The sequence below is a fragment of the Tellurirhabdus bombi genome (assembly GCF_021484805.1).
Taxonomy (GTDB): domain Bacteria; phylum Bacteroidota; class Bacteroidia; order Cytophagales; family Spirosomataceae; genus Tellurirhabdus; species Tellurirhabdus bombi.
The window spans coordinates 3,629,354-3,653,282 of the sequence record NZ_CP090557.1; the positions used below are offsets into that span (position 1 = coordinate 3,629,354).

Here is a 23,929-nt window from a genome sequence, read left to right on the forward strand (position 1 = left end):
TATTTTTATGAGATCGATTCTGACTGAAATAATAACCATTGGTGATGAGATTCTGTACGGACAAATCACCGATACAAACACCCAGTGGATTAGTGCTGAATTGAACAAAATCGGCATTAAAACCATTCGAAAATCCTCTGTTGGCGATAACCAGGACGCTATTCTAACCATTTTACAAGAAGCTACCGAACGGGCAGACATTGTCATTTTGACGGGTGGCCTGGGACCAACGAAAGATGATATAACCAAACAGATGCTGTGCCGGTTCTTCAATACAAGCCTGGAAATCAATGCAACAGCGCTGGAATTTGTAACGGATTTCTTTACGCGGCGGGGACGGGCCATTACCGAAATTAACCGCCAGCAGGCTGCGCTTCCTCTAAACGCTACCTATCTTCCTAACGATTGGGGAACGGCACCCGGAATGTGGTTTTCCGAAAACAACACCATTTATGTGTCTTTGCCCGGTGTGCCCTTTGAAATGAAAAACCTCATGCAATACCGGGTTATCCCGAACTTGCAGAAGCATTTCGACTCGCTGCCCATTTTCCACCGCATGATTTTGACCGTTGGCATTGGTGAGTCATTTCTGGCGGAGACAATAGCGGAGTGGGAAGATGCCCTTCCTTCGCATATCCGGCTGGCCTATCTACCTAAATTTGGCCAGGTTCGCTTGCGCCTAACGGCCATTGGACAGGATATGGATGTGTTGAAAGCAGAAGTTGCCGAACAAGAAAGACGCTTGTTACCGCTCATTCAACGCTTTGTATATGGCTTTGACGATGATGATCTGGAAACGGTAGTAGGCCGCTTGCTTCAGGAAAAGAACTGGACGTTGACAACGGCAGAGAGCTGCACGGGTGGTTTTATAGCCAGTCAAATTACGCGCATTCCCGGCTCATCGGCCTATTTTTGGGGCAGTGTAGTGAGTTACAGCAATGTGGTCAAAGTAAATCAATTGGGAGTGAGCCCGGTTACGCTGGAGCAATACGGGGCCGTTAGCGAACAAACCGTTCAGGAAATGGCCGAAGGCGTTCGGAAAGTCTTGGGCACTCAGGTAAGTCTTTCCACCAGTGGCATTGCCGGACCTACAGGCGGAACAGCCGACAAACCAGTTGGCACCATCTGGATTGCCTGCTCAACCGAGGAACGGACGGTTACCCGTTTACTGAAACTAGGACCTTATCGTGAACAAAATATTCAAATGACAGCAGTTCATGCATTAAATCTGCTTCGGCAGGTCCTCTTGAACGAGATTTAAACTATGGGACTGATTGATATGGTGATGCCCAAAATGGGCGAAAGTATTATGGAATGTACGGTGATTCAGTGGATTAAAAAACCTGGAGACCGTATTGAGGCCGATGACTCTATCCTGGAAGTAGCTACGGATAAGGTAGACACGGAGGTTCCTTCCTCGCATTCCGGAGTTTTAAAAGAATTGTTGGTTAAGGATGGCGATGTAGTGGCTGTCGGCGCTCCGATTGCCCGCATTGAAGTAGGTGCCGAAGAAAGTGCGTCTGCATCCGAGGCCACGCCCGACCCAGCCGGAGAAACGGTAGAGCAGGACGTAGCCAGCGCGGCGGCGAAACTAGAGACTGATATAGAGGTGCTTTCATCGCGGAACCCGGATATACGTACGGATGCCGAAACCACCCCGGCTTCGGGTCGTTTCTACTCGCCGCTGGTTCTGAGTATTGCCAAGACCGAAGGAATTCCGGGGGAGGAATTGGCTAAAATCCCCGGTAGCGGGGCCGAAAACCGCCTGACTAAAAATGATTTACTAGCCTATGTGGAGCAACGGCAGTCGCAACCCGTTCCTGAAAAACAGGAACAAGTTGTACCCAAAACCCCTGCTCCCGCTCCTCGCCAGTCAGATGTAAAAGAGCAACAGACGCCCGCCCAGACTTCATCACCGGATATCATTCAGATGGATCGCATGCGGAAGATGATTGCAGAACGAATGGTTGACTCGAAGCGGGTGGCTCCCCACGTCACCTCGTTTGTCGAGACCGATATGACTCTTGTTGCCCAATGGCGTGAGCGGGTGAAAAAGTCTTTTCAGCAGCAGTACGGCGAAAACATAACGTTCACACCGATTCTGATTGAGGCCGTTGTTAAAGCCATTCGCGACTTTCCAATGATTAACGTTTCGGTCGATGGCGATAAGATCCTCGTCAAGAAGTCCATCAACGTTGGTATGGCTGTTGCTTTACCGAGTGGCAATCTGATCGTACCTGTCATTCACGATGCTGATCAATATAACCTGGTTGGTTTAGCAAAAAAGGTTGGTGATCTGACCCGCCGCGCCCGGGAAAACAAATTGACTGCCGATGACTTGGCTAACGGTACGTACACGATTTCAAATATCGGCACTTTCGGCAACATCATGGGTACGCCTATCATTCTTCAGCCCCAGGTGGCCATCATGGCTTTTGGGGCCATTCAGAAGAAACCTGCCGTGATTGAAACGCCCCAGGGCGACCTGATCGGCATTCGTCAGAAAATGTTTATTTCCCACAGTTATGACCACCGTGTGGTCGATGGCTCCCTGGGTGGCCAGTTTGTCAAACGTGTTTCGGATTACCTCGAGGCATTTGACCCCGAACGAAGCCTAATTTAATCATACGCCCTGTCCTTCGACGGGGCTTTTTCTTTATTACCGCATGAAACCTCGCATTGCTATCGACATGGATGATGTACTGGCCGACACCACCGGCCAGTTTATCACAATTTATTGCCGCGACTTTGATCCCAGCGCGCTCCCTCAGCAATTTAGAGATGAGTCATTCCATGAGTTACTGGAAGAAAAAGTCTATCGCCAACTGAGTGATTATGTGTATGAACCCGGCTTTTTTGCCGACATTCCCGTTATGGAAGAGGCTCAGGAAGTCACTCAGCAGTTAGCTGAAAAGTATGACCTATTTGTAACCACTGCAGCTATGGAGTTTCGTAATTCCTTTGTCGATAAGTTCGATTGGCTTGACCGTTATTTTGCGCATATTCCTTGGCAGAACCGCGTTTTCTGTGGCGATAAAAGCATTTTGCGAGCGGATATTATGATCGATGATTTACCCCGCAACCTTCAATCGTTTCAGGGAGAAGGCCTTCTTTTTCACGCTCCCCATAACCGCGATGAACAGGGATTCAAACGCGTCCGTAGCTGGCGGGAAATTGCCCAAATTCTCCTGTAATCATTCTTGATCTAAACGAAAAAGCCCCGATCTACCAGACCGGGGCTTTTTCATATACTCAATAAGAATTACAACGTAGCTTTCGATTTGTTCGTATCAATCGGCGCAATATCAATACGGCGATCGTGGCCCGTTTCAAATTCCTTGTTGTTCACACTGATCTTAGCCGGACGCATCTTGATAATCCCAACTCCCGACAACAATTTAATAATTGGATAAGTCGGGTCAAACTCCCACCAGCGAGCACCAAAGTTGGCGGCATTAGGACGTTTGTGGTGGTTATTCTGGAACAATTCACCCATCATCAACAAGTCAAAAATCAACGAGTTTTTAGACTTATCGTGGTTATCAAAGTTTGAATATCCGTATTTGTGACCGCTCCAGTTTACGATAGCACCGTGAATTGGGCCCATCAGGAAGTGAATCGGCAGCAGGAAGAAAAACACCCAGTGCATATCCAGGTAAACAAACGCGAAAATGTAGAACAGGGAGTAAACAACACCCCAGCCAACCCGCGAGATCCACGAATCGCCAATCTTCTCAATTAAAGTCCATTCTGGATAGTTCCGATCAAATTGCGGCTCTACAGTGCGGTTGCGGCGCAAAACGGCATTATAAATGTCTTTGGTCTTCCACATCATCGTAAACACATTCGTGCTATTATGCGGTGAGTGTGGATCTTTAGGTGTATCGCTAAAGGCGTGGTGCATCCGGTGCAGAACAGCATAAGCCCGCGGACTCAGATACGAGGAACCTTGCGAAACGTAGGTTAGGAAATAAAAAAACCGCTCCCATACCTTGCTCATCGTAAACATTTTGTGAGCTGCGTAGCGGTGGAGAAAGAACGTCTGGCAGAAAAGTGATAAATACCAGTGCGCTAAAAAAACAAATAATACAATGACCACAGTGAATCGGGTTTATTGTGAGGGACTAAAGATCTTCTTGCTAACGCAAAGATAAGAAACAAAGTTGCCTTAATTACGATAAAAGCCAAGCTTTGGTATACTTTTTTTTATAAAATTTTAAAGATTGTTCAATAAGAGGTAGTTGAATACTGCAACAGGTTAGCTCCCATTCTGAGCGCCTGCTGTCGCAATTCTTCGGGATCGTTGTAAACACTCTGGTCTTCCCACCCGTTGCCCAGATCACATTCGTAGCTATAAAAACACACCAGACGGCCTTCCCAAATCAAACCGTAGCCTTGCGGGGACTTGGCATCGTGTTCATGCACTTTAGGCAAACCATTCGGGAATTTGAACTTTTGGCTATAAACCGGGTGATTATAAGGTAGTTCGATAAATGAAAGTTCGGGAAACACCTTTTTCATCTCCCGACGGATGAATTTGTCCAGACCGTAATTGTCATCAACATGCAAAAAGCCCCCAGAAACTAGATAACGCCGCAAATTCTGCGCTTCCGCATCGGTAAAAAGCACATTGCCGTGTCCGGTCATGTGCACAAAAGGATAGGAAAACAATTCGGGGCTGCCTACTTCCACAATATCTTCTTCCGGAAAAATATTCATTCGAAGATTGGCATTGGCAAATTTGATGAGGTTGGGCAGCGAGGTCTTATTCGCGTACCAATCTCCCCCACCGTTGTATTTAAGCTTAGCAATTTTGTACGAATACTGCGCCTGGGCATTGGGCAGAAAGCCACTCGCAATAATCAGAAAGAATAGTAATATTTTCATAAATGGGTGTCTCCGCTAGTAGCTTACAAAATAGGCAATAAATTCAATATATGACAGGCTGCCAGAGCGGCTGTTTCTGTCCGAAGCCGCGTAGCACCCAGAGTAACCATTTGAAAACCAGCCTGCACAGCGGCACTGATTTCTTTTTCTGAAAAATCGCCTTCAGGCCCGATCAGCACGAGCAGTTTTCCGGTGGGCTTGGCTGTCCGAAGCAAGGACGCTGGTTTTTCTTCGCCTTCCGGTAAATGCGCCAGAAAGCGCTGATCGGCAGGTAGCGCCAGTATTTCCTGAAAAGCGACCAACGGATCGATTTGCGGCAAGTACGCCTGCAACGATTGCTTCATAGCCGCTACCGCAATTTTCTCGACCCGATCCGTTTTTAGAACCCGTCGCTCCGAATGCTGCCCAATAAAAAAACTGAGCCGATCAACGCCCAATTCCACAGCCTTCTCAATAAACCACTCCGTACGATCCAGGTTTTTGGTCGGCGCAACGGCCAGATGGATGGAATAAGGCCGTGGCGTTTCCGCGTGCTGGTCTACAATCCGAAACTGACAACGGCGCGGGTCGGCAGTTTCTATAACGCAACTAAATTGATTTCCGTGTCCATCGGTTACGGAAATAGAATCGCCTTTTCCAAGCCGAAGCGTCTTGACACAGTGTCGCGACTCTTCCTCGCTCAGAAAAGGCTCTTTACTGGCATTAGGTTGGTAAAAAAGATGCATTCTTTACTCTTGTCCGTCACTAGAGAATGAATACAGGGTCTTATCCAATGACAGATTTTGACCATTGTAGTTTTGGATGAACGTTTCGATGACCTCATCCGTGATCTCTTCCGTATTCAGGCAAACGTCCAGCCCAATTCCATAATCAAAATCGGTATCTACTTCAATGTGTTCCTGAACCTTAACGGCTTCAGTTTCCTCAATTTCTTCGATTAGCTCCGTAATGTGCAGTTCAATTTCTTCCTCTAACTCCGGATCGATTTTATAACTAGCCTGACGTTCTTCCGGAGCGACGTAGTTCGGGAAGGTTTTTTTAGCCTGATCAACCGCCATTTCGTATACCAGACTGCCGTGATGGAGCCGAAGCGTATAGATAATGGCATCACAGATCACTTCCTGTCCTTCGTGCTTTCCAACAAATTGAACGTGTACGCACTCCCCGGAATCTAGTGCATCAATCTCTTCATCTTCTATATACACGAATGATTTTCCTTCGCTTTTTGCCTCGTCCTTTAGGTTTTGAATCTCCTTTGGATCGTATCCTGCATTCTTAAACGACTGAGCCATTTTATTTTTTTCGATTTTTGGTTATCTCACAAAAGGTTAAAACTACGGACTCCATACCGCAATACCAATAAAAAGATGGTACACGCTAAACTGATTTCCCTACCGTATTGATTTATAAATCGTATTTTTTTTAAAGCTGCTTCGTGGCGGTTGCCAGTGATTGATAGTAACGGACCAACGTTTGTTCTGCTAAATCAACCGCTACGCCAATTGCCGATAGATTGGTACGCATGAGTTGGTCTTCCTTCCGGTGAATATTAGGCATCTGCCCGTTTCGATCCAGGGCCGTTAACGTAATCACGGGTATTCCTTCCCGAACGAACCAAACGCTGTCGAAATCTGCCGTATGCCAGTCACCGATGGCTACATTCTCGCGAAAATCCCGTAATGCCATTAATTTTTCCGCTTCCAAAAAAAGCTCGTTTGTGTAGCGAATCGCTTCCACAGTGCCGGTCTCGCGAATGAGATGCAGTTTTCCGTTACCGAGCGTATCAAAATTAATGACGGCAGTTCGGTGCAAGGGCCATTCCTGAATGTGTTTTTCCAGGTAATGCCGTGCTCCAATCATACCTACTTCCTCGGCACCCGTCAGCACTACTTCTAAATCGAGGCCCGGCAAGCTGTGTTGACGCATCCGTTCGGCTGTTGCCAACGCCGCAGCCACTCCCGTTGCATTGTCACTGGCCCCGTTTGTATAGCCGTATAGCCAATACCCCAAAGTCGTTAGAATAGCCAACAGAACAAAATAGGCCGCAAAAGCCCAACGCGCGTACGTAAGTACCTGGCTTGAGAGATCAAAAAGGTTGACTGTTACCCAGATTCCCGACAGCAGCATCATAACTAACGAGCCAATCAGGCTGAGTCTGAAAGATCCCACCTGTCCCGGCTGATACAATAATGAAATAGGCGCGGTATCGTAATGAGCCATCAGGATTAGTTTCAGGCTTGGCTCAGGCCGGGTTTCGTCCGCTTTCCAGCGACCAATTATGTTGTGAGAAGTTGTCGTGGGCGGCAACTGCGTAACTGGCGAATAACGCCAGTTAAAATAAAGCCAAGCCCCCACCACACTCAGCCAGGTGACCATAACCGAAACCGGTCCCAAATAAGGCAGCGTCAGAAGACCAAAGACCTGACTCGCCGTCAGCCAGTAAACAATATTGATATACGTATGGGGGGTCCGAAAAGGCTCAACCGCAACGTCGGCTTTTTGCCTACGAAGCACCGATGTCAGCAAGTCAATGGCCTCTTTTTCATAAATTGTTGCTGCACCCCGGTGAGGTAACCGGGTCAAGTCGCGCAAAAAGGATTCGATTTGAAACGGCATAAAAGACCGACAAAACGGGATGATCTAGCGGCCTAGTTACGAATTAAGCACTAGAATCAAAAACAGAATTTCTACCGCCTGCCCCTACACGGACTTAATCAGGTCTGTAATTAATGGCTAATCGCCTGCTTCGACGCCTCATCCATATCCCAATGGCTGATGTAGGGCACAACGCTTTGGGGTACTTTTTTCTTTGTTTTTTTAGGAAAGGCCAGCCAGATAAAATAGCTGGTAACCACGACAATCGTGAGTTGCATTCCATAATCAATAGCTAAGGCTGTGCTGGCCACAATATCCGACGGAACCAGGTATTTAGGCAACCCGAGCCGCCACCAGTACGATGGATGAACAACCGCCAGGACGTTAAACACAAAAAGCAAAACAATTTGACGCCGACTCGACCAATCGACCACCTGAAAAACGAGAGGCAGCAAAAAGAGGAAAAGATAATTGCTGTAGGCACTAGGCTGCACAATCATCATAAGGCCGTATAGCACCACCCACAAATGCGAGAGCATAACAGATGAGTCTAGCTGTCGCATGCGCAAAGCAGCCGTGGTTGCCGCCCCTACGGTGAACAACAAGCCCATCCAGGTCCAGATTTTTTCTTTCACACCGATGGCGTTAAATGTCCAGGCGTTAAGGACCGATAGCACATTAGGTGCCCGCAGTGTAGAGGATTCTCCGAGCGGTTGCAAAAATTCCAGACCGACCAGTGGATACAGAATCAGAATTGAGACAGCTCCAATCAACGTCAATGGAATCAAAAATCGTATTTTTTCTTTTTCAAGAAGGAATAGCGGAACCAGCACCAGGCCAAAGATTGCCTTTGTGGTCAGTACTCCCAGCGCAATAACGATGCTGTAGGCGATAACCCCTTTCCGTTTATACACCAGAAAGGCTAATGCAATAAAGAGCCACATCCACACGTCTTCCTGGCCCCCGACCACACAAAATACCAACGACCCCGGTAAGAGCAGGTATAGAAGCGCTTTAAAAAGCAATTCCTGTTTTGTTGCCTTTCCTTTAAAGAATTCGTATGTCAGGGCCAGCGCCACACCATCCATGATCGCCATTGTCAGGACAATCATTTTAGAGCTGTACCAGAAATTCAACCAAAGTCCGAGAAAATAAGCGTACAGCGGTGAGTAAGGCGACCAGAAATCCCGGTAAACTATTTGTCCGGCAAATGCCTTACTCGACTCCTCCCAGAAGCCTTCTATATCGGATGTGGGTTGGTAGCCAGCCACTACGTATAAGCCTAAAAAAGGCACTAGCCGGAATAAAACCCAAGCGCCGACAAGTACTCCAGCAGCACTTTTATTCTTTAGCCATGCTGTAATTCCTGTCCTTTTGTAAAGCACCAGGCTCACCAAAAAGACGCATAGCAGGCTTATAATCAACTTAGCGATAACTATATTCATAACGCTGCTCTGGTTGTAGAAGAGACAATTTTATGGTATGCTTTGGCAACAATCCAGAAAAAACAAGCCACATTCAAAACCTGAAGAATCAGTTCAAAAAGATAAAAAGGCTTTGTCAACATGGCAAAATTTGTATAATCTGGCTGACCTATATACACATTGACGAAGGGCTGCACAACCGTTAACCAGCTCAATGCTAGTAGAATAACGACATCCTTCGTCTTTCTTAAATCCAAAATTTCAAAAACAACTGCTAGTAAATAAGCAATGAGATAAGCACCGGGTGCACTTGCCTGAAAAATCATCATGCAGGCAAATGTCGCGATGAATAACGCAGGAAAAGTTTTGCCTATGGCGTTGGTTCTTCCCCTGAACGCCATATAAGAAGTGACTCCCATTGTTACTAGTAACCCGAGCCAGTTCACAATTGTTGAGTTTGTTTCATCGATATGTACAAAAACTTCGGTAAAGGGCCTGACAATCGAAAACAAATTAGGCGTCATGAGCTGCTCCGTATGCTGAATAGGCATTAGAAATAAATCGCCAATCTTAGCATAAAGAAAAATCAGTACAGGTAAGCCGATGGCCGCCATAACCAACAGCATTTTTATTGGTCGGCGGACAATAACGAGTAAGGCCGGTAAAAAGAAAACAAAGGTTGCTTTTGTGGTTAGCAGAGCCAAAGCAAAAATGATTCCAACCCCAGTTTCGTAATTATCCGGCTTCCGTTTGATGTGACGCCACATCAGCAGAGCCAGCCCCCAAAACCAGATTTCTTCTTGCCCATCAATTAGAATGTACATAAACGATGCAGGCAGCATCCAGTAAATTAATGTTGCCTGCAAGGCGTTTTCCCTTTCCGGTTTGTATGTCTGATAAGTCAGCCACACGATCAGTGTTTCCATAAGAACCATGAACAACACAATGGCTTTGGAATTGTGCCAGAGCCAGATGGGCAAGCTAATGATGTACGCAAACAAGGGAGCGTGATACGACCAGAAGTCGCGGTACACGAACCCGCCCGCCTTGGCTCCTTCCGCCTTGTAAAAAAAGAAAGGCACATCGCCACGAGGCGTTTCATTAACAACCAAAAAAACCGCAATCCAAGGTAATAAGCGAAGTAGCAGAAAGCCAATACCGAATACTAACTTATCGTTTGTTTGCTGCCACTGGTTAATAAGACCGGACTTTTTTACTGCCAATAAAACCCCGACAGTGAGGCACAGATTGAGTACTAATTTAATGTAAAATACGGTCAGAATAGGCATTTAACTGGGTATCAATACTTTAAAAATTAACTAATTTCCGCCTACAGGCGGCGGGGCAAATTGGTTAATTTTTGGCAGAAATGTGTTGCCAAAAAATAGAAGGTAACGGTCAAAGAGAAATATAACAACAATGATTCCATATGTCCGCAAACCGTTGTAATACTAGCCAACGGAAATTCGGGATTCCTGTCTGCTTTGCGCTTTTCAGAAACTTCTCTCTTCCAAATCAGGTTAGAAGAAGTATTAATATTCCACTATAGTAACCAGATCATGGCTCATCTTTTTAGTCCGCTAACCATTCGCAGTGTTCATTTCAAAAACCGAATTGCCGTTTCACCCATGTGCCAATATTCCAGCGAAGATGGATTTTCCACAGATTGGCATTTGGTGCATCTCGGAAGTCGAGCGGTTGGTGGTGCGGCGCTTATTATTACTGAAGCAACCGCTATTTCACCAGAAGGGCGTATTTCACCGGATGATCTTGGTATCTGGAAAGACGAACATATCCCCGGTTTGTTGCGTATTACTTCTTTCGTGGAACAGCACGGAGCAGTTGCCGGCATTCAATTGGCTCACGCAGGCCGCAAAGCCAGTCACCAGCGGCCCTGGGACGGTGGAGCAGCCCTCCCACCCGATGCCGAACGTGGCTGGCAAACTGTGGCTCCCAGCCCTATTCCTTTCGCCGAAACCGATCCAATGCCGGTGGCTTTGACCAGCGAAGGCATTGAGAAAATAATTGCTGATTTTGGCACCGCCGCCCACCGGGCCTTGCAGGCAGGCTTTAAAGTTATTGAGCTTCACGCCGCTCATGGCTACCTGATTCACGCCTTCCTCTCCCCCGTTAGCAACCAGCGTACTGACAAATACGGTGGCTCATTCGAAAATCGGATTCGGTTTTTACTGGAAATTATTGAACGCGTTCAAACGGTTTGGCCGGGCGATTTGCCGCTATTTGTCCGTATTTCGGCCACCGACTGGACAGAGGGCGCCTGGACACCCGACGATTCTGTGCAATTGGCGACGATTCTCAAAGACAAAGGGGTTGACCTGATTGACTGCTCAACCGGCGGTAATGTAGCACAGGCTAAAATCCCTTTAAGCCCTGGCTATCAGGTTCCTTTTGCGGAGAAAGTTAAAAAAGAGGCCGATATTTTAACGGGAGCCGTTGGCTTGATTACGACCGCAGAGCAAGCCAACGAGATCATTACAACCGGGCAGGCGGACTTCGTTTTATTAGCCCGCGAATCGTTACGAGATCCGTATTTTCCCTTGCATGCAGCGCATCAACTGGGCGTCGATGTTCCCTGGCTGCCGCAGTATGTCCGGGCCAAACCGCGCTGAAACTGAAGCTCATTACTCCATAAATTAGTTAAAGTAATTCCCCCAACAAACCCTGTAAGTTTAGCGGGCGGGTATACATTTCCAGTGAGCCATCGGGTTTGCTAGGCCATAATTCCCGCGGACGATCCCAATACAGTTCAACGCCGTTCTGGTCGGGATCGTCCAGGTAAATGGCTTCCGAAACGCCATGATCCGAAGCCCCCGAGATCGGGTAGTTTGCTTCGCGCAGCCGCCGAAAAGCGACGGCTAAATCCTTGCGAGTCGGGTACAAGATAGCGGTGTGGAATAATCCGGCACTACGCACGGGTGCTGGCGGTGCATTTTTGCTATACCAGGTATTCAGGCCAATGTGATGGTGATAGCCCCCTGCCGAAATAAAAGCAGCATCTGCACTATAGGTTGTCACCAGCGAAAATCCCAGCAAATCGCAATAGAAGGCCAGCGAACGGTCCAGATTGGCAACTTTCAAATGAACGTGGCCAATTCGGGTATTGGCCGGAATGGTGTAATCCATAACTAGCTAGTTAATAAGGTATGCTTAATGGTCTCAATAAATATACGAATCAGGACTTTATTGCCGCCAGTACGTCGAATTAGCTCATCCGAGTGATTGCAATGTTTACTGGCATAGCACGGATAGAAAGCTTTTTGTGAACAGCAATAAAGTTATGGATACCTATAACCCAAAACAAAAGCCTGTCCTAAGCAGAACAGGCTTTGTGTAATCTATGGTTGGAAAAATTACTTCACAAATAACATTTCGCGGTATTTAACCAAAGGCCAATCTTCGTCATCAATAATAAGCTCCAGTTTATCAACGTGGTAGCGAATTTTCTCGAAGAAATCCTTGATTTCAGTAGCGTACAATTTAGCTGTTTCCGCCGTATCACCGAGGTTATTGGCTTTCTTGCGGGCTTCGGTCATTTCTTCTACGCCGCTCTTGATCGACTGAACGCGCGTTGAAATTTCACGAATAATATCTTTTACAGGTTCCGCTTCCGCTTCTAAACCAATGTCAACCAGTGCTTTAGCTGTCTGCGCCAGGTTATTCTGGTATTTCAATGCAGTAGAAACAACGTGGTTCAGGGCCAGATCACCAATTACGCGCGACTCAATCTGCACTTTTTTGATGTATTTTTCCAGCTCGATTTCGTAGCGTGATTCAACCTCGCGGTGGTTCATGACGCCCACGCGCTCGAAAAGCTCGATCGACTCAGGTTTCACGTAAACACCCAGTGCTTCCGGCGACGATTTGATGTTTGACAGACCACGTCTTTCGGCTTCTTCAACCCACTCATCCGAGTAACCGTTTCCTTCGAACAGGATTCGTTTTGTGCTTGAGTAGTAAGCTTTCAGGATGTCAACAATGGCCAGTTCTTTCTTCTCGCCATTAGCCAGACGGGCATCCAGATCCTGCTTAAATTTGATCAGCTGATCGGCAACAATCGTATTCAATACGGTCATGGTCGAAGCAGAGTTGGCTCCACCACCCACGGCACGGAATTCAAATTTGTTACCCGTGAAAGCAAACGGCGAAGTCCGGTTCCGGTCCGTGTTGTCACGCAACAGCGAAGGAATCCGGTTCAGGCCCAGTTTGTAATAAACGTTATCGCCTTTGTTTACAATTACTTCTGATTTTGTTTCCAGATCTTCCAGTGCTTTTGTCAACGACTCACCCAAGAAAACGGATACGATAGCCGGTGGTGCCTCGTTAGCACCCAGACGGTGTTCGTTACCGGCTGAAGCGATGCTGGCGCGCAACAGATCGGCGTTGTCATGCACAGCCTTCACCACGTTCACCAGGAAGGTCAGGAAGCGCAGGCTTTCTTTTGGCTTCGAGCTAGGTGCCAGCAGGTTCACGCCTGTATCTGTACCCATCGACCAGTTGTTGTGCTTACCGCTACCGTTGATGCCAGCGAATGGTTTTTCGTGGAACAGCACTTTGAAATTATGGCGTTCTGCCACTTTTTCCATTAAGTCCATCAACAGGGCGTTGTGGTCAATCGCCAGGTTAACTTCTTCAAAAGTAGGTGCTACCTCAAACTGACCGGGAGCAACTTCGTTGTGACGCGTCCGAACGGGCATTCCCAGTTTCATGGCTTCAAATTCGAAGTCGACCATATAGGCATTTACGCGCGGAGGAATGGTTCCGAAATAGTGATCTTCCAATTGCTGACCACGCGCTGGCGAGTGACCAAACACGGTCCGGCCCGCCATCACCAAGTCTGGACGAGCGTAGAACAACGCTTTGTCAATCAGGAAGTATTCTTGCTCTGGCCCGAGTGTTGGCGTTACTTTCGTTACGTTCCGATCAAAATATTGGCAAACGGCCGTTGCGGCCTTATCCACTGCTAAAAGGGCTTTCAACAATGGTGTTTTATAATCAAGTGCTTCACCCGTGTAAGAAATGAAGACTGAAGGAATGCAAAGTGTTTTTCCACCGGCGCCGTTGTCCATCAGGAAGGCAGGTGAGCTAGGGTCCCAACCTGTGTAACCCCGGGCTTCAAACGTATTCCGTAGACCACCATTTGGGAATGATGATGCATCCGGCTCTTGCTGTACCAACGCGCCGCCTTTGAATTTCTCGATGGCTTTGCCTTCAAGAGTAATATCGAAGAAGGCGTCGTGTTTTTCAGCTGTTTCGCCCGTTAGTGGCTGAAACCAGTGGGTGTAGTGAGTAGCCCCTTTGTTTACCGCCCATGATTTCATCGCATTGGCGACCTCATCGGCAATATCCCGGTCAATTTTTCCGCCGGTATCAATCGCCTGCGTAATTTTCAGGTATGCTTCTGGAGAAAGTAATGAACGCATAACTTCCTGGTTGAACGTATTGCAACCATAGAAGTCAGCCACGCGCTCTGCCGGGGGAGTTACCGGCAGCGCCTGACGGCTTTGTGCAATTTCAAGGGCTTTAAAACGAAAGTTAGCCATGTGAACGGGCTTGAAGTTTTTTGTATAATTTACACCCAAACTTACACATAAAATGTGCGGAATTGCAAAAACAAATTCGATTTTTAACTGTTTTTAGCTTCATAAGTATGAATTTACCAAAAACAGCTTCAAAATAATATTTGCCGCTAATTCTTGAAATCGCAACATTTACAAACACTCGTTGGACTTAATCAAGAATTACTTTAACAACAGTTATAGATTTTCTGACCCTTTGCGAAATTGTTTACAAAGCGACGGAATTTTTTAGAAGTTGGCCCTGTTTTTCAACGGATCATTAAATTTTTTTAATCCCATCGAAAGCATCCGGTGATTGGTAAGCAGATACGTCAGGAATGGTGTATTTTTGCCTAATTATTGCGCCAGTATGAAAAAAGTTGCCTTCTATACGTTAGGTTGTAAACTGAACTTTTCAGAGACTTCCACCATTGCCCGACTGCTTGAGCAGCAAGGCTTTCAACGGGTGGAATTTAACCAGCAACCCGATGTATTCATTATAAACACCTGTTCCGTTACTGAAAACGCGGACAAAAAATGCCGGAAAATTGTTCGTGAAGCCCAAAAAATCAATCCAGATGGCTACGTCGCGATTCTGGGTTGTTATGCGCAGCTAAAGCCCCAGGAAATCGCTGAAATTCCGGGTGTCGATGTCGTTTTGGGTGCCGCCGAAAAATTTCGCCTGCACGAATTGATTCCTACGTTCGAAAAAGAACCGACCGGACGAGCGCGGGTTTTCAACTCACCAATTGAAGAAGCCATTGATTACCACGCCTCCTACTCCTTGAATGACCGCACGCGTACTTTTCTGAAAGTGCAGGATGGCTGCGATTACCCTTGTTCGTACTGCACCATTCCCCTGGCCCGTGGCCGCAGCCGGAGCGATAGCGTTGCGAATGTGGTACGGGCAGCGCAGGAAATTGCGCAAAGAGGCGTTAAAGAAATCGTTTTGACGGGGGTTAATATCGGTGACTTTGGTTTACAGAATGATCAACGCGTCGAAACCTTTTTTGACCTTGTTAAAGCGTTGGATGAGGTTGAAGGCATTGAGCGTTTCCGAATTTCTTCCATTGAGCCGAATCTATTGACTGACGAAATCATTGCTTTTGTGGCTCAATCGAAGCGCTTCGTGCCTCATTTCCACGTGCCTTTGCAGTCAGGGAGCAATAAAGTCTTGGCTTTTATGCGTCGCCGCTATCGCCGGGAACTGTACGCCAACCGCGTTGCTAAAATTAAAGAATTGATGCCCCACGCGTGCATTGGCGTGGATGTGATCGTTGGGCACCCCGGCGAAACTGAAGAAGAATTTAAGGAAACCTATCTCTTTTTAAATGAGTTAGAGATCTCTTACCTGCACGTTTTCACGTACTCAGAACGAGCCAACACCCACGCCCTGGCCATTAAACCAGTGGTACCCGGCAACCTACGCGCTGATCGGTCCAAAATGCTTCATATTTTATCTGACAAAAAACGCCGGGCCTTTTACGAATCCCAACTAGGCCGGAAAGCTACCGTGTTATTTGAAGAAGATGCCGATCGGGCCGATACCCAAAATGGTCTGATGCAGGGCTTTACGGAAAATTATGTTCGTGTCACGGCCAAATATGATCCCCTGTTGATTAACGAAACCAAGCAGGTACGCCTTACCGAGATCAATAGCGATGGTCACGTAGAGGTAGAAGACCTGGATGAGCTTGTTCTTCACCATTAATTAGAATTAAATTAGAAGATACAAATATTAGGATATGGTATATTCCTAATTAACACTTAACCGTTGAAATATAGTAATCGCTAGCTATATGAGACGGTTTTTACTTTTATTGATCGGGCTAATCGGAAGCCTGTTGTTTTCAACTCAAAGTTATGCAACCCACGTACGAGCGGGTGAAATAACAACCCGACGTATCTCCAATAATAATACGTACGAAATAACCCTGACGGTTTATTATGATGAACAAGACGGTAGGGATGCTTCCAGAGAGCAGAATAATGTTCTCTTCTGTTTTGGTTTAGGCACGGAATCCAGGCAGGTTCCACGGGTAGTTGCGGAACGCCGCTTTATCAACCCCAATACCACCATTAACATCTATCGAACGACTTATACCTACCCCGGTCCTGGTACTTACAATATTTCCTGCCTAATTCAGAACCGCAACGAAGGGACCCGGAATATTCCCAACTCCGTAGGGACATCTTTCGAATTGCGGACGACAATTCTGGTGAATGCTTCGCTGGGGTTGAACAGCACCCCCGTGATGCTCAACCCGCCCCTGGACTCCGCCCGCGTGGGCCAGAAGTTTTGCCACAACCCCGCCGCCTACGATGCCGACGGCGATAGCCTTTCCTACCGGCTCTGGACCCCGGCCGGACGCCCAAACAACATAACCGACAATTGCACGCCCCGTTTAGTTGTGGGGTATTCCCGTCCCGAACTCATCGGGGGCAATCCCCGGACCGAGGCCGGCACCGCCCCGGCTACCCTGACGGTGGACCCCCTCACCGGCGACGTCTGCTGGGACGCCCCCGCCGAACGGGGCCAGTACAACATCGCCTTCATCGTGGAAGAATACCGCAACGGCATCAAAATCGGCGAGATCGTCCGCGACATGCAGATCATCGTCGTCGATGGCACCAACAAACGACCCGAGCTGCGGGTGCCCCAAGACCTCTGCGTGGAGGCGGGCACCCTGATTAACCAGCCCATCACGGCCACCGACCCCGATGGCAACCGCATCGAGCTGACCTACTACGGGGGGCCCTTCAACAGAGGCCCCGACGGCCAGCCCCTGGCCCTGGTGGCCCCGGCGGCGGCCACCCTGACGCCCCCCGGGGGCATCGTCAACGCGCCCCTGACGGCCAACTTCCGCTGGCAGACCAACTGCGCCCACATCCGCGATGAGCCCTACGACGTGATCCTGCGGGTGGTGGACTACCCCCGCAACCAGACCCAGCTGGCCACGCTGGCTTCGTTTCAGATCCGCATCTACGCCCCCGGCCCCCAGAACCTCACCGCCCAGGCGGGCACCAGCCCGGGGGGGCGCTCGATTGTTTTGAACTGGGGGGCCTACAACTGCGCCCTGCCCGGAGCCCAGATGCGGGTCTACCGCCGGGAAGGCTGCGAGGCGTTGCCCCTGGACCCCTGCACCAACGGGGGCGAGGCCCTGGTGGCGGGGGGCTACACCCTGGTGGGGCAGGTGCCCATCACCCAGACGAGCTTCACCGACAACCAGAACCTGCGGCGGGGGGCTCAGTACAGCTACCGCCTGGTGGCCGTGTTTGAACGCCCCCGGGGGGGCGCCAGCGTGGCCTCGGCCCAGGCCTGCGTGAGCCTGCCCCTGCAGACGCCGCTGATGACCCACGTCACGGTGGACACCACCAGCACCACGGGGGGTCGGATCACCGTGCGCTGGACGCGTCCCATCGGGGTGAACCCCCAGGACCTGGGGGGGCCTTTCCAGTACCGGCTCTACCGGGCCACGGGGCTGGCGGGCACCGACTTTAGCCTGATTCAGACCCGACCGACGAGCCTGGCGGTGGGGGCGGGGGACACCGTGTTTGTGGACCGGGGCCTGAACACGGAGGCCAACGCCTACCGCTACCGGGTGGAGTTTCTCTTCACCGAGGCGAGCACGGGCCAGCTCACGGTGCTGGATGTGAGCGAGGCGGCCAGCAGCGTGCGCCTGGCGGCGGTGGGCCAGAGCGGGGCCATCGCACTCGCCTGGCAGGCGGCTACGCCCTGGAGCAACGACAACCAGACGCACCGCATCTTCCGCAGCCAGCGGGGCCCCAACGGCCCCTTCAACGAGATCGCCCGGGTGGCCGTGACGGGTGGGGGGAGCTACCGCTTTACCGACACGGGAGCCGACCAGGTGCTGGCCGACGGGAATGTGAGCGTGCGTTTGTCGGTCGACAGCAGCTACTGCTACCGGGTGCTGACCGTCGGTCGGTACGTGAATCCGGCGGTGAACCTGCCTGTGTTGGAGAACTACTCGCAGGGGATTTGTGCCTCGCCCATCGACACGACGCGTCCCTGCGCGCCGGTGCTGCGGCTGGACTCCCTGGCCTGCGGGTCTTTGAGTGCGGAGTCGGGCTGCAACCAGAGTGAGTTCATCAACAACCTGAGCTGGCAGGTGGGCAGCGGTTCGGGCTGCGATTTGCGGATTGCGCGCTACGAGGTGTACTACAGCCGCTACCGGGAGGACAGCACGGCGAGTTTGCTGGGGAGTGTGGCGGCGCCCGAGCAGGTGTACGCCCACCGGAAGGGGGACGGTTACGGGGGCTGTTACTCCGTGCGGGCGGTGACCCGGAGCGGGGTGGCCAGCGCGGCCTCGAACCGGGTGTGTCAGGAGGGTTGTCCCTGGTTTGCCTTGCCGAACGTGTTCACCCCCAACGGGGACGGCAAGAACGACGTGTTTCAGGCGCTGGCTTGTCCGCGCCAGGTGGAAGAGGTTGTTTTTGTGGTCTACAACCGGTACGGCTCGAAGGTGTACGAGAGCCGGGGGGGCGCAGTAAGCTGGGACGGTCGCAGCAGCGGGGGTCAGGCGTTGTCGTCGGGTTTGTACTACTACGAGGCCAATGTGCTTTTCAGCGGCTCGAGCCGGGTGGGCAGCCGGGAGTCGGTCAAGGGCTGGGTGCAGCTCATCCGGGAAGGCACCACCATGCGATAGATCGTTCACAATCTTTATGCTCCCGATGAAAGAGGGCCACCTACACAGGTGGCCCTCTTTCATTGGCCTAAAAAAAGAGATGCCCACCAAGGGCAGGCATCTCTATCGAGTACAACAAAACCACAGTCGCACTGCTGACTTTATGTCGTTGACGAAAGCCGCAACCCCTGTGGCTCTGTTCTCATATTTTTAATGATTAAGCGTCTACCAGAAATTCGTCGTGCTGGCTAACATCCAGACCAACTTTTTCGTCTTCTTCAGTCACACGGAGCGGCAGGATTGCGTTGGTAACCACAAGCAGCAAGTATGACATACCGAAAGCGAAGACAGAAACAACAACCAGTGCGATGATGTGCTGAACAAATAATCCCGTTTCACCGAAGGCCAAACCTTCAACCGTTACGGCTGAGTTTACTCCTTTGCTAGCGAAAATACCCGTCATCACCATACCAACCATACCGCCTACACCGTGGCAAGGGAATACATCCAGCGTATCATCCAGGCTAGATTTTGTGCGCAGGTGAGCAACTACGTTACTAACGATAGCGGCAATCGTACCGATGAAAATTGACGTTGGGATTGTCACAAAACCAGCAGCGGGCGTGATGGCAACCAGACCGACAACGGCCCCGATTGCGAAACCTAAAGCGGATACTTTCTTGCCTTTTGCAGCATCAAATAATACCCAAGCTAAACCAGCAGCGGCCGCCGCCGTATTGGTCGTTGCGAAGGCAGAAGCAGCCAGCGCGGAAGCACTTACCGCTGAACCAGCGTTGAAACCGAACCAGCCGAACCATAGCAGACCTGTACCCAGTAACACAAAAGGAATGTTTGCTGGCGGGAAAATATTCGATTCAATTTGTGATCTCCGACGTTTCAGGTAAATAGCACCGGCTAGAGCAGCCCATCCCGCAGACATGTGAACAACCGTTCCACCCGCAAAGTCAAGAACACCCATTTTCAGCAGGAAACCATTTGGGTGCCAAGTCCAGTGTGCCAACGGCATGTAAACGAACAGGCTAAACAGAACGATGAACAGGACATACGACCGGAAGTTGATCCGCTCAGCCATTGAACCCGTTACCAGAGCCGGCGTAATAACCGCAAATTTGAGTTGGAAGAACGCGAACACAACCAGGGGAATGGTCGGTGCAAATTCCCAGGGCTTGCCATCCAGAACGCCCTTGAACATAAAGAAGGTAGTTGGATTTCCAATGACGCCGCCGATTGAGTCACCAAACGCAAGGCTAAAGCCGCAAACAACCCACAGAACGCTAATGACACCCATCGCGATGAAGCTTTGCAGCATCGTTGAGATCACGTTTTTGTTGTTCACCATTCCGCCGTAAAAATACGCCAGACCAGGAGTCATCAATAAAACCAGGGCAGCGGCTACAAGCATCCAGGCTGTATCGCCAGCATTGATTCCTTCCGTTACAATTTGCGTAGGAACGCTTGGATAAAGAACGCCCAATACGCTAACCAGCAACAAGAGGGCAAGCGGAAAATAAGAAGCTTTTTGCATGGGAGTAGAGATGGTTTTGTTAGTACTAAGAGATTTTTATTAGATTAAGAAATACGGTGTTAAAACTTATAGATGAAGGCCAGTCCCACGGTTGCCTGTGATGACTTGGTGAATTCTCCATTTTTATCTTCGAACTGCTGCACATTTTCAGCACCGGTTGCCTTTACTTTCGCATAGCTATCCAAGCGGAACTCAGGCTTGATGAGCAGGTGGCCATCGGCAGCCGAAATGTTACCAGTCAGGGTGAAGGCATTCACACTGGTGCCCATTTCATTGAAGTTGCGTAGTCCCCGAGCTCCATCGGTGTTGTCAAAGTATTCGTAACGTGCACCAAGGGCAAAATTGCTGGTGATGGCATAGTTGCTGTAGAGGGCAACCCCACCCCATGACGAGCTACCGGTTGTTTTGAGTGGCTCAAAACCTTGGAAATCTTTCTTCTGTGAACCAATAGCGGCGTTTAAGCCGACGAAGAATTTTTCGGTAACCTGATACGTAGTCGCTAAATCAAATACGGAATAGGCACCGGCAACTTTGTTACCATTTTCATCGTCATTGGCTTCGTTACTGACAATTCCGTTTAGGTAAACGCTCCAGCCTGAAGCAGGCGCTAAAAACAACTGGCCGATCAGCCCTTTAGACCGGTTGTTGTCATTCATATTATCCACTCCATTAACCACCCCTAGCATTAACGACGCTTTATCGCTGAAGGCGTAGGTTCCTTTGACCCCGACGTGGTAGAATGGACCGTTATTAAATAGGTTGGAAAGCGAGTAGTTGAAGTTAACCGGCGCATCGATCACTTCGTAACCGATATGCGTCCCGAATTGACCAGCCGTCAGCGTGAATTTTTCGGACGCTTTCCAGTTGAAGTAAGCCTGTTTGATTGAAAGGGCGGTTGAGCCTTCCCCTAATGGCCCAATTACATTCCCGTAGTTCCCTAAATCGGCATTCGGGCCGAAAGCCAGGTCAATCACGACGTCCGACTTATTTGTGCTGTAACCAATTCTCGTCTGCACCAAACCCAATGAAATTTGTCCTGAGCGCTGGTCAAAAACGCGGGCAGTACCGGCAGCCCCTAAGTTACTTCTTGATTTTGGGCTATTAAGGTTACCGCTGTAATACGAATCGATATATCCTGAGAAAGTAAACTTGCCTTTATCCGCCTCTTCAACTGCTGTTACAACCGAGGTTGAATCCTGAGCTTTGGATAAAAAAGCTACAAGCATACAAGATGCCAGTAAAATTTTCTTTTTCATAATTTTGTTTGGTTTTGCAGAGGAATAACGAATATTGTTTAACCGTCACAAATATTAGATTCAGAAAGATATTATGCAAGTGTTTACTTAAAAATAATCCTATTTCACTGAATTTTACATTATTTCACCAAGTTCGTGCTAAAATTTAGACCTATTTTACAGAAAACCCACTATTTATCTCATTTACCAGCCTATTTTGGATTCATCTATTTTTGCAAAATAAATATCAAGTATTGATTTCTTAAAAGTCAAGTCTGTTTCTTATTTTAATCCTATTTTAAGTTTTTATAGTTTAAAAGAGGGGCAAAAAAAAAGCCCAGCGCTAGCGCTGGGCTTCAAAATGGTATATTATACTAGCAACAATTAGGCATCGCTGTTCGTTAGCTTAAACTGCTTCGGCATGGAGCCATGCTTTTTTAGCAAGTAAGGTTTCTTCATCTTCTTCTACATCTGGATCGGGAACGCAGCAATCGACAGGACATACTGCGGCACATTGTGGCTCCTCATGAAAACCAACACACTCCGTACATTTATCGGAAACAATGTAGTAAAATTCATTCGAAACCGGAGCCTGCAATTCTTTTCCATCCACGATGGTACCATCACCGAAGTCTACCTCGTTAAGTGCTGTTCCACCACTCCAGGTCCATTCAACACCGCCTTCATAAATGGCTGTATTGGGACATTCGGGTTCGCAGGCACCACAATTGATACACTCGTCTGTGATTATAATGGCCATATATGGTACACGTTTAAACTGTTCTGAAATATATACGCAGCAGCAGCGCTTTCTTACTTTCGCACGAAAGACAGCCGCTTACTGAATTTGAGATCGTAAAATAGGCTTACTTTTACTAGCCGAAAACATAACAACAAATATAATTATTTAAAGGTTGGCCCCAAACTTAATTTTATTTTTAGGGGTTGTTTTAACGGTATTTCACCATCAAAAAAAATTATATGCGATTACCAGAACGAATAAAGGCTTTTGTCGACTTAGGTAATTTCCTCCGAGAACCCGCTTCTCAGCCCGAATTGCAGGAAGTGGCTCAAAGGGCTTATTCAAAAAATCATTGGTTTACCCCCGAAAATACGCTACAGGCTCTAGCTGCCATTGCCGATGAATTTCTAACTCCCCAAAAACTCGAAGCCTGGGCGCTGAAGTACAACTCTGAGCCAAAAGAAGCCAAAAAGGTGGGCGTTGTGATGGCCGGAAATATACCCGCTGTTGGTTTCCATGATTTGCTTAGCGTACTCATCAGTGGACATACGTTGATGGCGAAACTGAGTTCACAAGATTTTGTACTAATTCAATTTTTTATACAAAAAATCACGGAAATAGAGCCGCGTTTTGCTGATTACATTCAAGTGGCGGAACGATTGAACCAAGCAGACGCCTTCATTGCGACAGGCAGTGACAACACAGCCCGCTATTTTGAGTACTATTTTTCGAAGAAACCCAACATCATTCGTAAGAACCGTACTTCCGTAGGAATATTAAATGGTGCAGAAACAGACGAAGAATTGGTGGCTCTTGGTAACGACTTGCTCGACTACTTTGGGCTTGGCTGCCGGAATGCATCGACGTTGTTCGTTCCTGAGTATTACAATTTTACGCATTTGCTCGATCTGCTTGCTCCCATGGGGACCACGTTTGCCAATCATCACAAATACGTCAACAATTACGATTACAATAAATCGATTTATCTGGTCAACGGCGTTCCACACCTGGATAGTGGCTTTTTGCTTTTGACCGAAAATGAAAGCCTGGTCTCCCCCATTTCGGTAGTCTATTTCCAGACCTACCAAACCGAAGCTGATTTAACGGAAAAACTAAGTCTTTACGCGTCCAAAATTCAGGCGATTGCCGCCTCGAAAGGCTGGTATCCGGGAAGCGTTCCCTTTGGCCAGACCCAACGCCCTACGCTTACTGACTACGCGGACGGAATCGACACGATGGCTTTTTTGAAGGAGTTAGGAGCTTGAGCTATAATTGCTT

The 23,929-nt window shown here is 48.7% G+C and carries 20 protein-coding genes; 7 read left to right on the forward strand and 13 right to left on the reverse strand.

All coding sequences use genetic code 11. The features are described 5' to 3' along the window. The first annotated feature begins 7 nt into the window (after positions 1–7). The 3 genes from L0Y31_RS15455 to L0Y31_RS15465 are packed head-to-tail and all read left to right on the forward strand — an operon-like array spanning position 8 to position 3,194. Positions 8–1,261 (forward strand): competence/damage-inducible protein A, encoded by a 1,254-nt coding sequence (locus L0Y31_RS15455; protein ID WP_234733978.1) that lies wholly within the window; start codon positions 8–10, stop codon positions 1,259–1,261. 3 nt (positions 1,262–1,264) lie between these two features. Further along, positions 1,265–2,623 carry a dihydrolipoamide acetyltransferase family protein gene (locus tag L0Y31_RS15460; RefSeq protein WP_234733979.1) on the forward strand — a complete coding sequence of 453 codons (1,359 nt, stop codon included), beginning with the start codon at positions 1,265–1,267 and terminating at the stop codon, positions 2,621–2,623. A 43-nt stretch (positions 2,624–2,666) separates the two neighbouring features. Further along, entirely contained in the window at positions 2,667–3,194 is a 528-nt protein-coding gene (locus L0Y31_RS15465; protein WP_234733980.1) for a 5' nucleotidase, NT5C type, read from the forward strand. 68 nt (positions 3,195–3,262) lie between these two features. Here the strand turns inward: L0Y31_RS15465 and L0Y31_RS15470 are convergent, their stop codons facing one another. The 7 genes from L0Y31_RS15470 to L0Y31_RS15500 all read right to left on the reverse strand — a co-directional run bounded on the left by L0Y31_RS15470 (position 3,263) and on the right by L0Y31_RS15500 (position 9,832). Beyond that, positions 3,263–4,099: an acyl-CoA desaturase gene (locus tag L0Y31_RS15470; protein ID WP_234733981.1), complete on the reverse strand. Its 837-nt coding sequence runs from the start codon at positions 4,097–4,099 to the stop codon at positions 3,263–3,265. A gap of 128 nt (positions 4,100–4,227) precedes the next feature. Beyond that, on the reverse strand, positions 4,228–4,887 hold the full coding sequence (locus tag L0Y31_RS15475) for a DUF4159 domain-containing protein (protein WP_234733982.1): 660 nt from the start codon (positions 4,885–4,887) through the stop codon (positions 4,228–4,230). A 23-nt stretch (positions 4,888–4,910) separates the two neighbouring features. Continuing rightward, positions 4,911–5,612 carry a 16S rRNA (uracil(1498)-N(3))-methyltransferase gene (locus tag L0Y31_RS15480; RefSeq protein ID WP_234733983.1) on the reverse strand — a complete coding sequence of 234 codons (702 nt, stop codon included), beginning with the start codon at positions 5,610–5,612 and terminating at the stop codon, positions 4,911–4,913. Between the two features lie 3 nt (positions 5,613–5,615). Beyond that, positions 5,616–6,179: a hypothetical protein gene (locus L0Y31_RS15485; protein WP_234733984.1), complete on the reverse strand. Its 564-nt coding sequence runs from the start codon at positions 6,177–6,179 to the stop codon at positions 5,616–5,618. Positions 6,180–6,309: 130 nt separating this feature from the next. Then, the gene (locus tag L0Y31_RS15490) at positions 6,310–7,503 is read right to left on the reverse strand and encodes a M28 family metallopeptidase (RefSeq protein ID WP_234733985.1); all 1,194 of its coding nucleotides are present in this window, start codon (positions 7,501–7,503) and stop codon (positions 6,310–6,312) included. 110 nt (positions 7,504–7,613) lie between these two features. After that, positions 7,614–8,927 carry a hypothetical protein gene (locus L0Y31_RS15495; RefSeq protein WP_234733987.1) on the reverse strand — a complete coding sequence of 438 codons (1,314 nt, stop codon included), beginning with the start codon at positions 8,925–8,927 and terminating at the stop codon, positions 7,614–7,616. Continuing rightward, positions 8,924–9,832, reverse strand: coding sequence for a hypothetical protein (locus L0Y31_RS15500; protein ID WP_234733988.1), 909 nt, complete (start codon positions 9,830–9,832; stop codon positions 8,924–8,926). The genes L0Y31_RS15495 and L0Y31_RS15500 overlap by 4 nt, the downstream gene beginning before the upstream one ends. Positions 9,833–10,465: 633 nt before the next feature. Between L0Y31_RS15500 and namA the strand changes: the two genes are divergently transcribed. Further along, complete coding sequence (namA, locus tag L0Y31_RS15505; protein WP_234733989.1) at positions 10,466–11,536, forward strand: NADPH dehydrogenase NamA; 1,071 nt, start codon at positions 10,466–10,468, stop codon at positions 11,534–11,536. Positions 11,537–11,564: 28 nt separating this feature from the next. Here namA and L0Y31_RS15510 read toward each other — a convergent pair whose 3' ends face one another. Both L0Y31_RS15510 and L0Y31_RS15515 read right to left on the reverse strand, forming a co-directional pair. Beyond that, the gene (locus L0Y31_RS15510; RefSeq protein ID WP_234733990.1) at positions 11,565–12,050 is read right to left on the reverse strand and encodes a VOC family protein; all 486 of its coding nucleotides are present in this window, start codon (positions 12,048–12,050) and stop codon (positions 11,565–11,567) included. Between the two features lie 227 nt (positions 12,051–12,277). Continuing rightward, positions 12,278–14,467: a glutamine synthetase III family protein gene (locus tag L0Y31_RS15515; protein WP_234733991.1), complete on the reverse strand. Its 2,190-nt coding sequence runs from the start codon at positions 14,465–14,467 to the stop codon at positions 12,278–12,280. Between the two features lie 385 nt (positions 14,468–14,852). On the opposite strand from L0Y31_RS15515, the gene mtaB reads away from it, so the two are divergent. Next, entirely contained in the window at positions 14,853–16,193 is a 1,341-nt protein-coding gene (gene mtaB, locus L0Y31_RS15520; protein ID WP_234733992.1) for a tRNA (N(6)-L-threonylcarbamoyladenosine(37)-C(2))-methylthiotransferase MtaB, read from the forward strand. A 427-nt stretch (positions 16,194–16,620) separates the two neighbouring features. Here mtaB and L0Y31_RS15525 read toward each other — a convergent pair whose 3' ends face one another. Then, a complete protein-coding gene (locus tag L0Y31_RS15525) occupies positions 16,621–16,788 on the reverse strand; it encodes a hypothetical protein (protein WP_234737218.1) in 168 nt (55 codons plus the stop codon). Between the two features lie 1,044 nt (positions 16,789–17,832). On the opposite strand from L0Y31_RS15525, the gene L0Y31_RS15530 reads away from it, so the two are divergent. Next, complete coding sequence (locus tag L0Y31_RS15530) at positions 17,833–19,149, forward strand: T9SS type B sorting domain-containing protein (protein WP_234737183.1); 1,317 nt, start codon at positions 17,833–17,835, stop codon at positions 19,147–19,149. Between the two features lie 196 nt (positions 19,150–19,345). Here the strand turns inward: L0Y31_RS15530 and L0Y31_RS15535 are convergent, their stop codons facing one another. The 3 genes from L0Y31_RS15535 to L0Y31_RS15545 all read right to left on the reverse strand — a co-directional run bounded on the left by L0Y31_RS15535 (position 19,346) and on the right by L0Y31_RS15545 (position 22,669). Further along, the gene (locus L0Y31_RS15535; protein WP_234733993.1) at positions 19,346–20,674 is read right to left on the reverse strand and encodes an ammonium transporter; all 1,329 of its coding nucleotides are present in this window, start codon (positions 20,672–20,674) and stop codon (positions 19,346–19,348) included. Positions 20,675–20,733: 59 nt separating this feature from the next. Beyond that, positions 20,734–21,930 (reverse strand): porin, encoded by a 1,197-nt coding sequence (locus L0Y31_RS15540; RefSeq protein WP_234733994.1) that lies wholly within the window; start codon positions 21,928–21,930, stop codon positions 20,734–20,736. Between the two features lie 385 nt (positions 21,931–22,315). Next, entirely contained in the window at positions 22,316–22,669 is a 354-nt protein-coding gene (locus L0Y31_RS15545; protein WP_234733995.1) for a 4Fe-4S dicluster domain-containing protein, read from the reverse strand. Between the two features lie 221 nt (positions 22,670–22,890). Here L0Y31_RS15545 and L0Y31_RS15550 point away from each other — a divergent pair, with 221 nt between their 5' ends. Continuing rightward, complete coding sequence (locus L0Y31_RS15550) at positions 22,891–23,916, forward strand: acyl-CoA reductase (RefSeq protein ID WP_234733996.1); 1,026 nt, start codon at positions 22,891–22,893, stop codon at positions 23,914–23,916. Positions 23,917–23,929 lie beyond the last annotated feature (13 nt).

What these genes read in the sequence shown, in the direction of transcription:
- L0Y31_RS15455 (WP_234733978.1), top strand. Translation starts at nt 8, where the DNA reads ATGAGATCGATTCTGACTGAAATAATAACCATTGGTGATGAGATTCTG.
- L0Y31_RS15460 (WP_234733979.1), top strand. Translation starts at nt 1,265, where the DNA reads ATGGGACTGATTGATATGGTGATGCCCAAAATGGGCGAAAGTATTATG.
- L0Y31_RS15465 (WP_234733980.1), top strand. Translation starts at nt 2,667, where the DNA reads ATGAAACCTCGCATTGCTATCGACATGGATGATGTACTGGCCGACACC.
- L0Y31_RS15475 (WP_234733982.1), bottom strand. Translation starts at nt 4,887, where the DNA reads ATGAAAATATTACTATTCTTTCTGATTATTGCGAGTGGCTTTCTGCCC.
- L0Y31_RS15480 (WP_234733983.1), bottom strand. Translation starts at nt 5,612, where the DNA reads ATGCATCTTTTTTACCAACCTAATGCCAGTAAAGAGCCTTTTCTGAGC.
- L0Y31_RS15485 (WP_234733984.1), bottom strand. Translation starts at nt 6,179, where the DNA reads ATGGCTCAGTCGTTTAAGAATGCAGGATACGATCCAAAGGAGATTCAA.
- L0Y31_RS15490 (WP_234733985.1), bottom strand. Translation starts at nt 7,503, where the DNA reads ATGCCGTTTCAAATCGAATCCTTTTTGCGCGACTTGACCCGGTTACCT.
- L0Y31_RS15495 (WP_234733987.1), bottom strand. Translation starts at nt 8,927, where the DNA reads ATGAATATAGTTATCGCTAAGTTGATTATAAGCCTGCTATGCGTCTTT.
- L0Y31_RS15500 (WP_234733988.1), bottom strand. Translation starts at nt 9,832, where the DNA reads ATGGAAACACTGATCGTGTGGCTGACTTATCAGACATACAAACCGGAA.
- namA (WP_234733989.1), top strand. Translation starts at nt 10,466, where the DNA reads ATGGCTCATCTTTTTAGTCCGCTAACCATTCGCAGTGTTCATTTCAAA.
- L0Y31_RS15510 (WP_234733990.1), bottom strand. Translation starts at nt 12,050, where the DNA reads ATGGATTACACCATTCCGGCCAATACCCGAATTGGCCACGTTCATTTG.
- L0Y31_RS15515 (WP_234733991.1), bottom strand. Translation starts at nt 14,467, where the DNA reads ATGGCTAACTTTCGTTTTAAAGCCCTTGAAATTGCACAAAGCCGTCAG.
- mtaB (WP_234733992.1), top strand. Translation starts at nt 14,853, where the DNA reads ATGAAAAAAGTTGCCTTCTATACGTTAGGTTGTAAACTGAACTTTTCA.
- L0Y31_RS15530 (WP_234737183.1), top strand. Translation starts at nt 17,833, where the DNA reads ATGACCCACGTCACGGTGGACACCACCAGCACCACGGGGGGTCGGATC.
- L0Y31_RS15535 (WP_234733993.1), bottom strand. Translation starts at nt 20,674, where the DNA reads ATGCAAAAAGCTTCTTATTTTCCGCTTGCCCTCTTGTTGCTGGTTAGC.
- L0Y31_RS15540 (WP_234733994.1), bottom strand. Translation starts at nt 21,930, where the DNA reads ATGAAAAAGAAAATTTTACTGGCATCTTGTATGCTTGTAGCTTTTTTA.
- L0Y31_RS15545 (WP_234733995.1), bottom strand. Translation starts at nt 22,669, where the DNA reads ATGGCCATTATAATCACAGACGAGTGTATCAATTGTGGTGCCTGCGAA.
- L0Y31_RS15550 (WP_234733996.1), top strand. Translation starts at nt 22,891, where the DNA reads ATGCGATTACCAGAACGAATAAAGGCTTTTGTCGACTTAGGTAATTTC.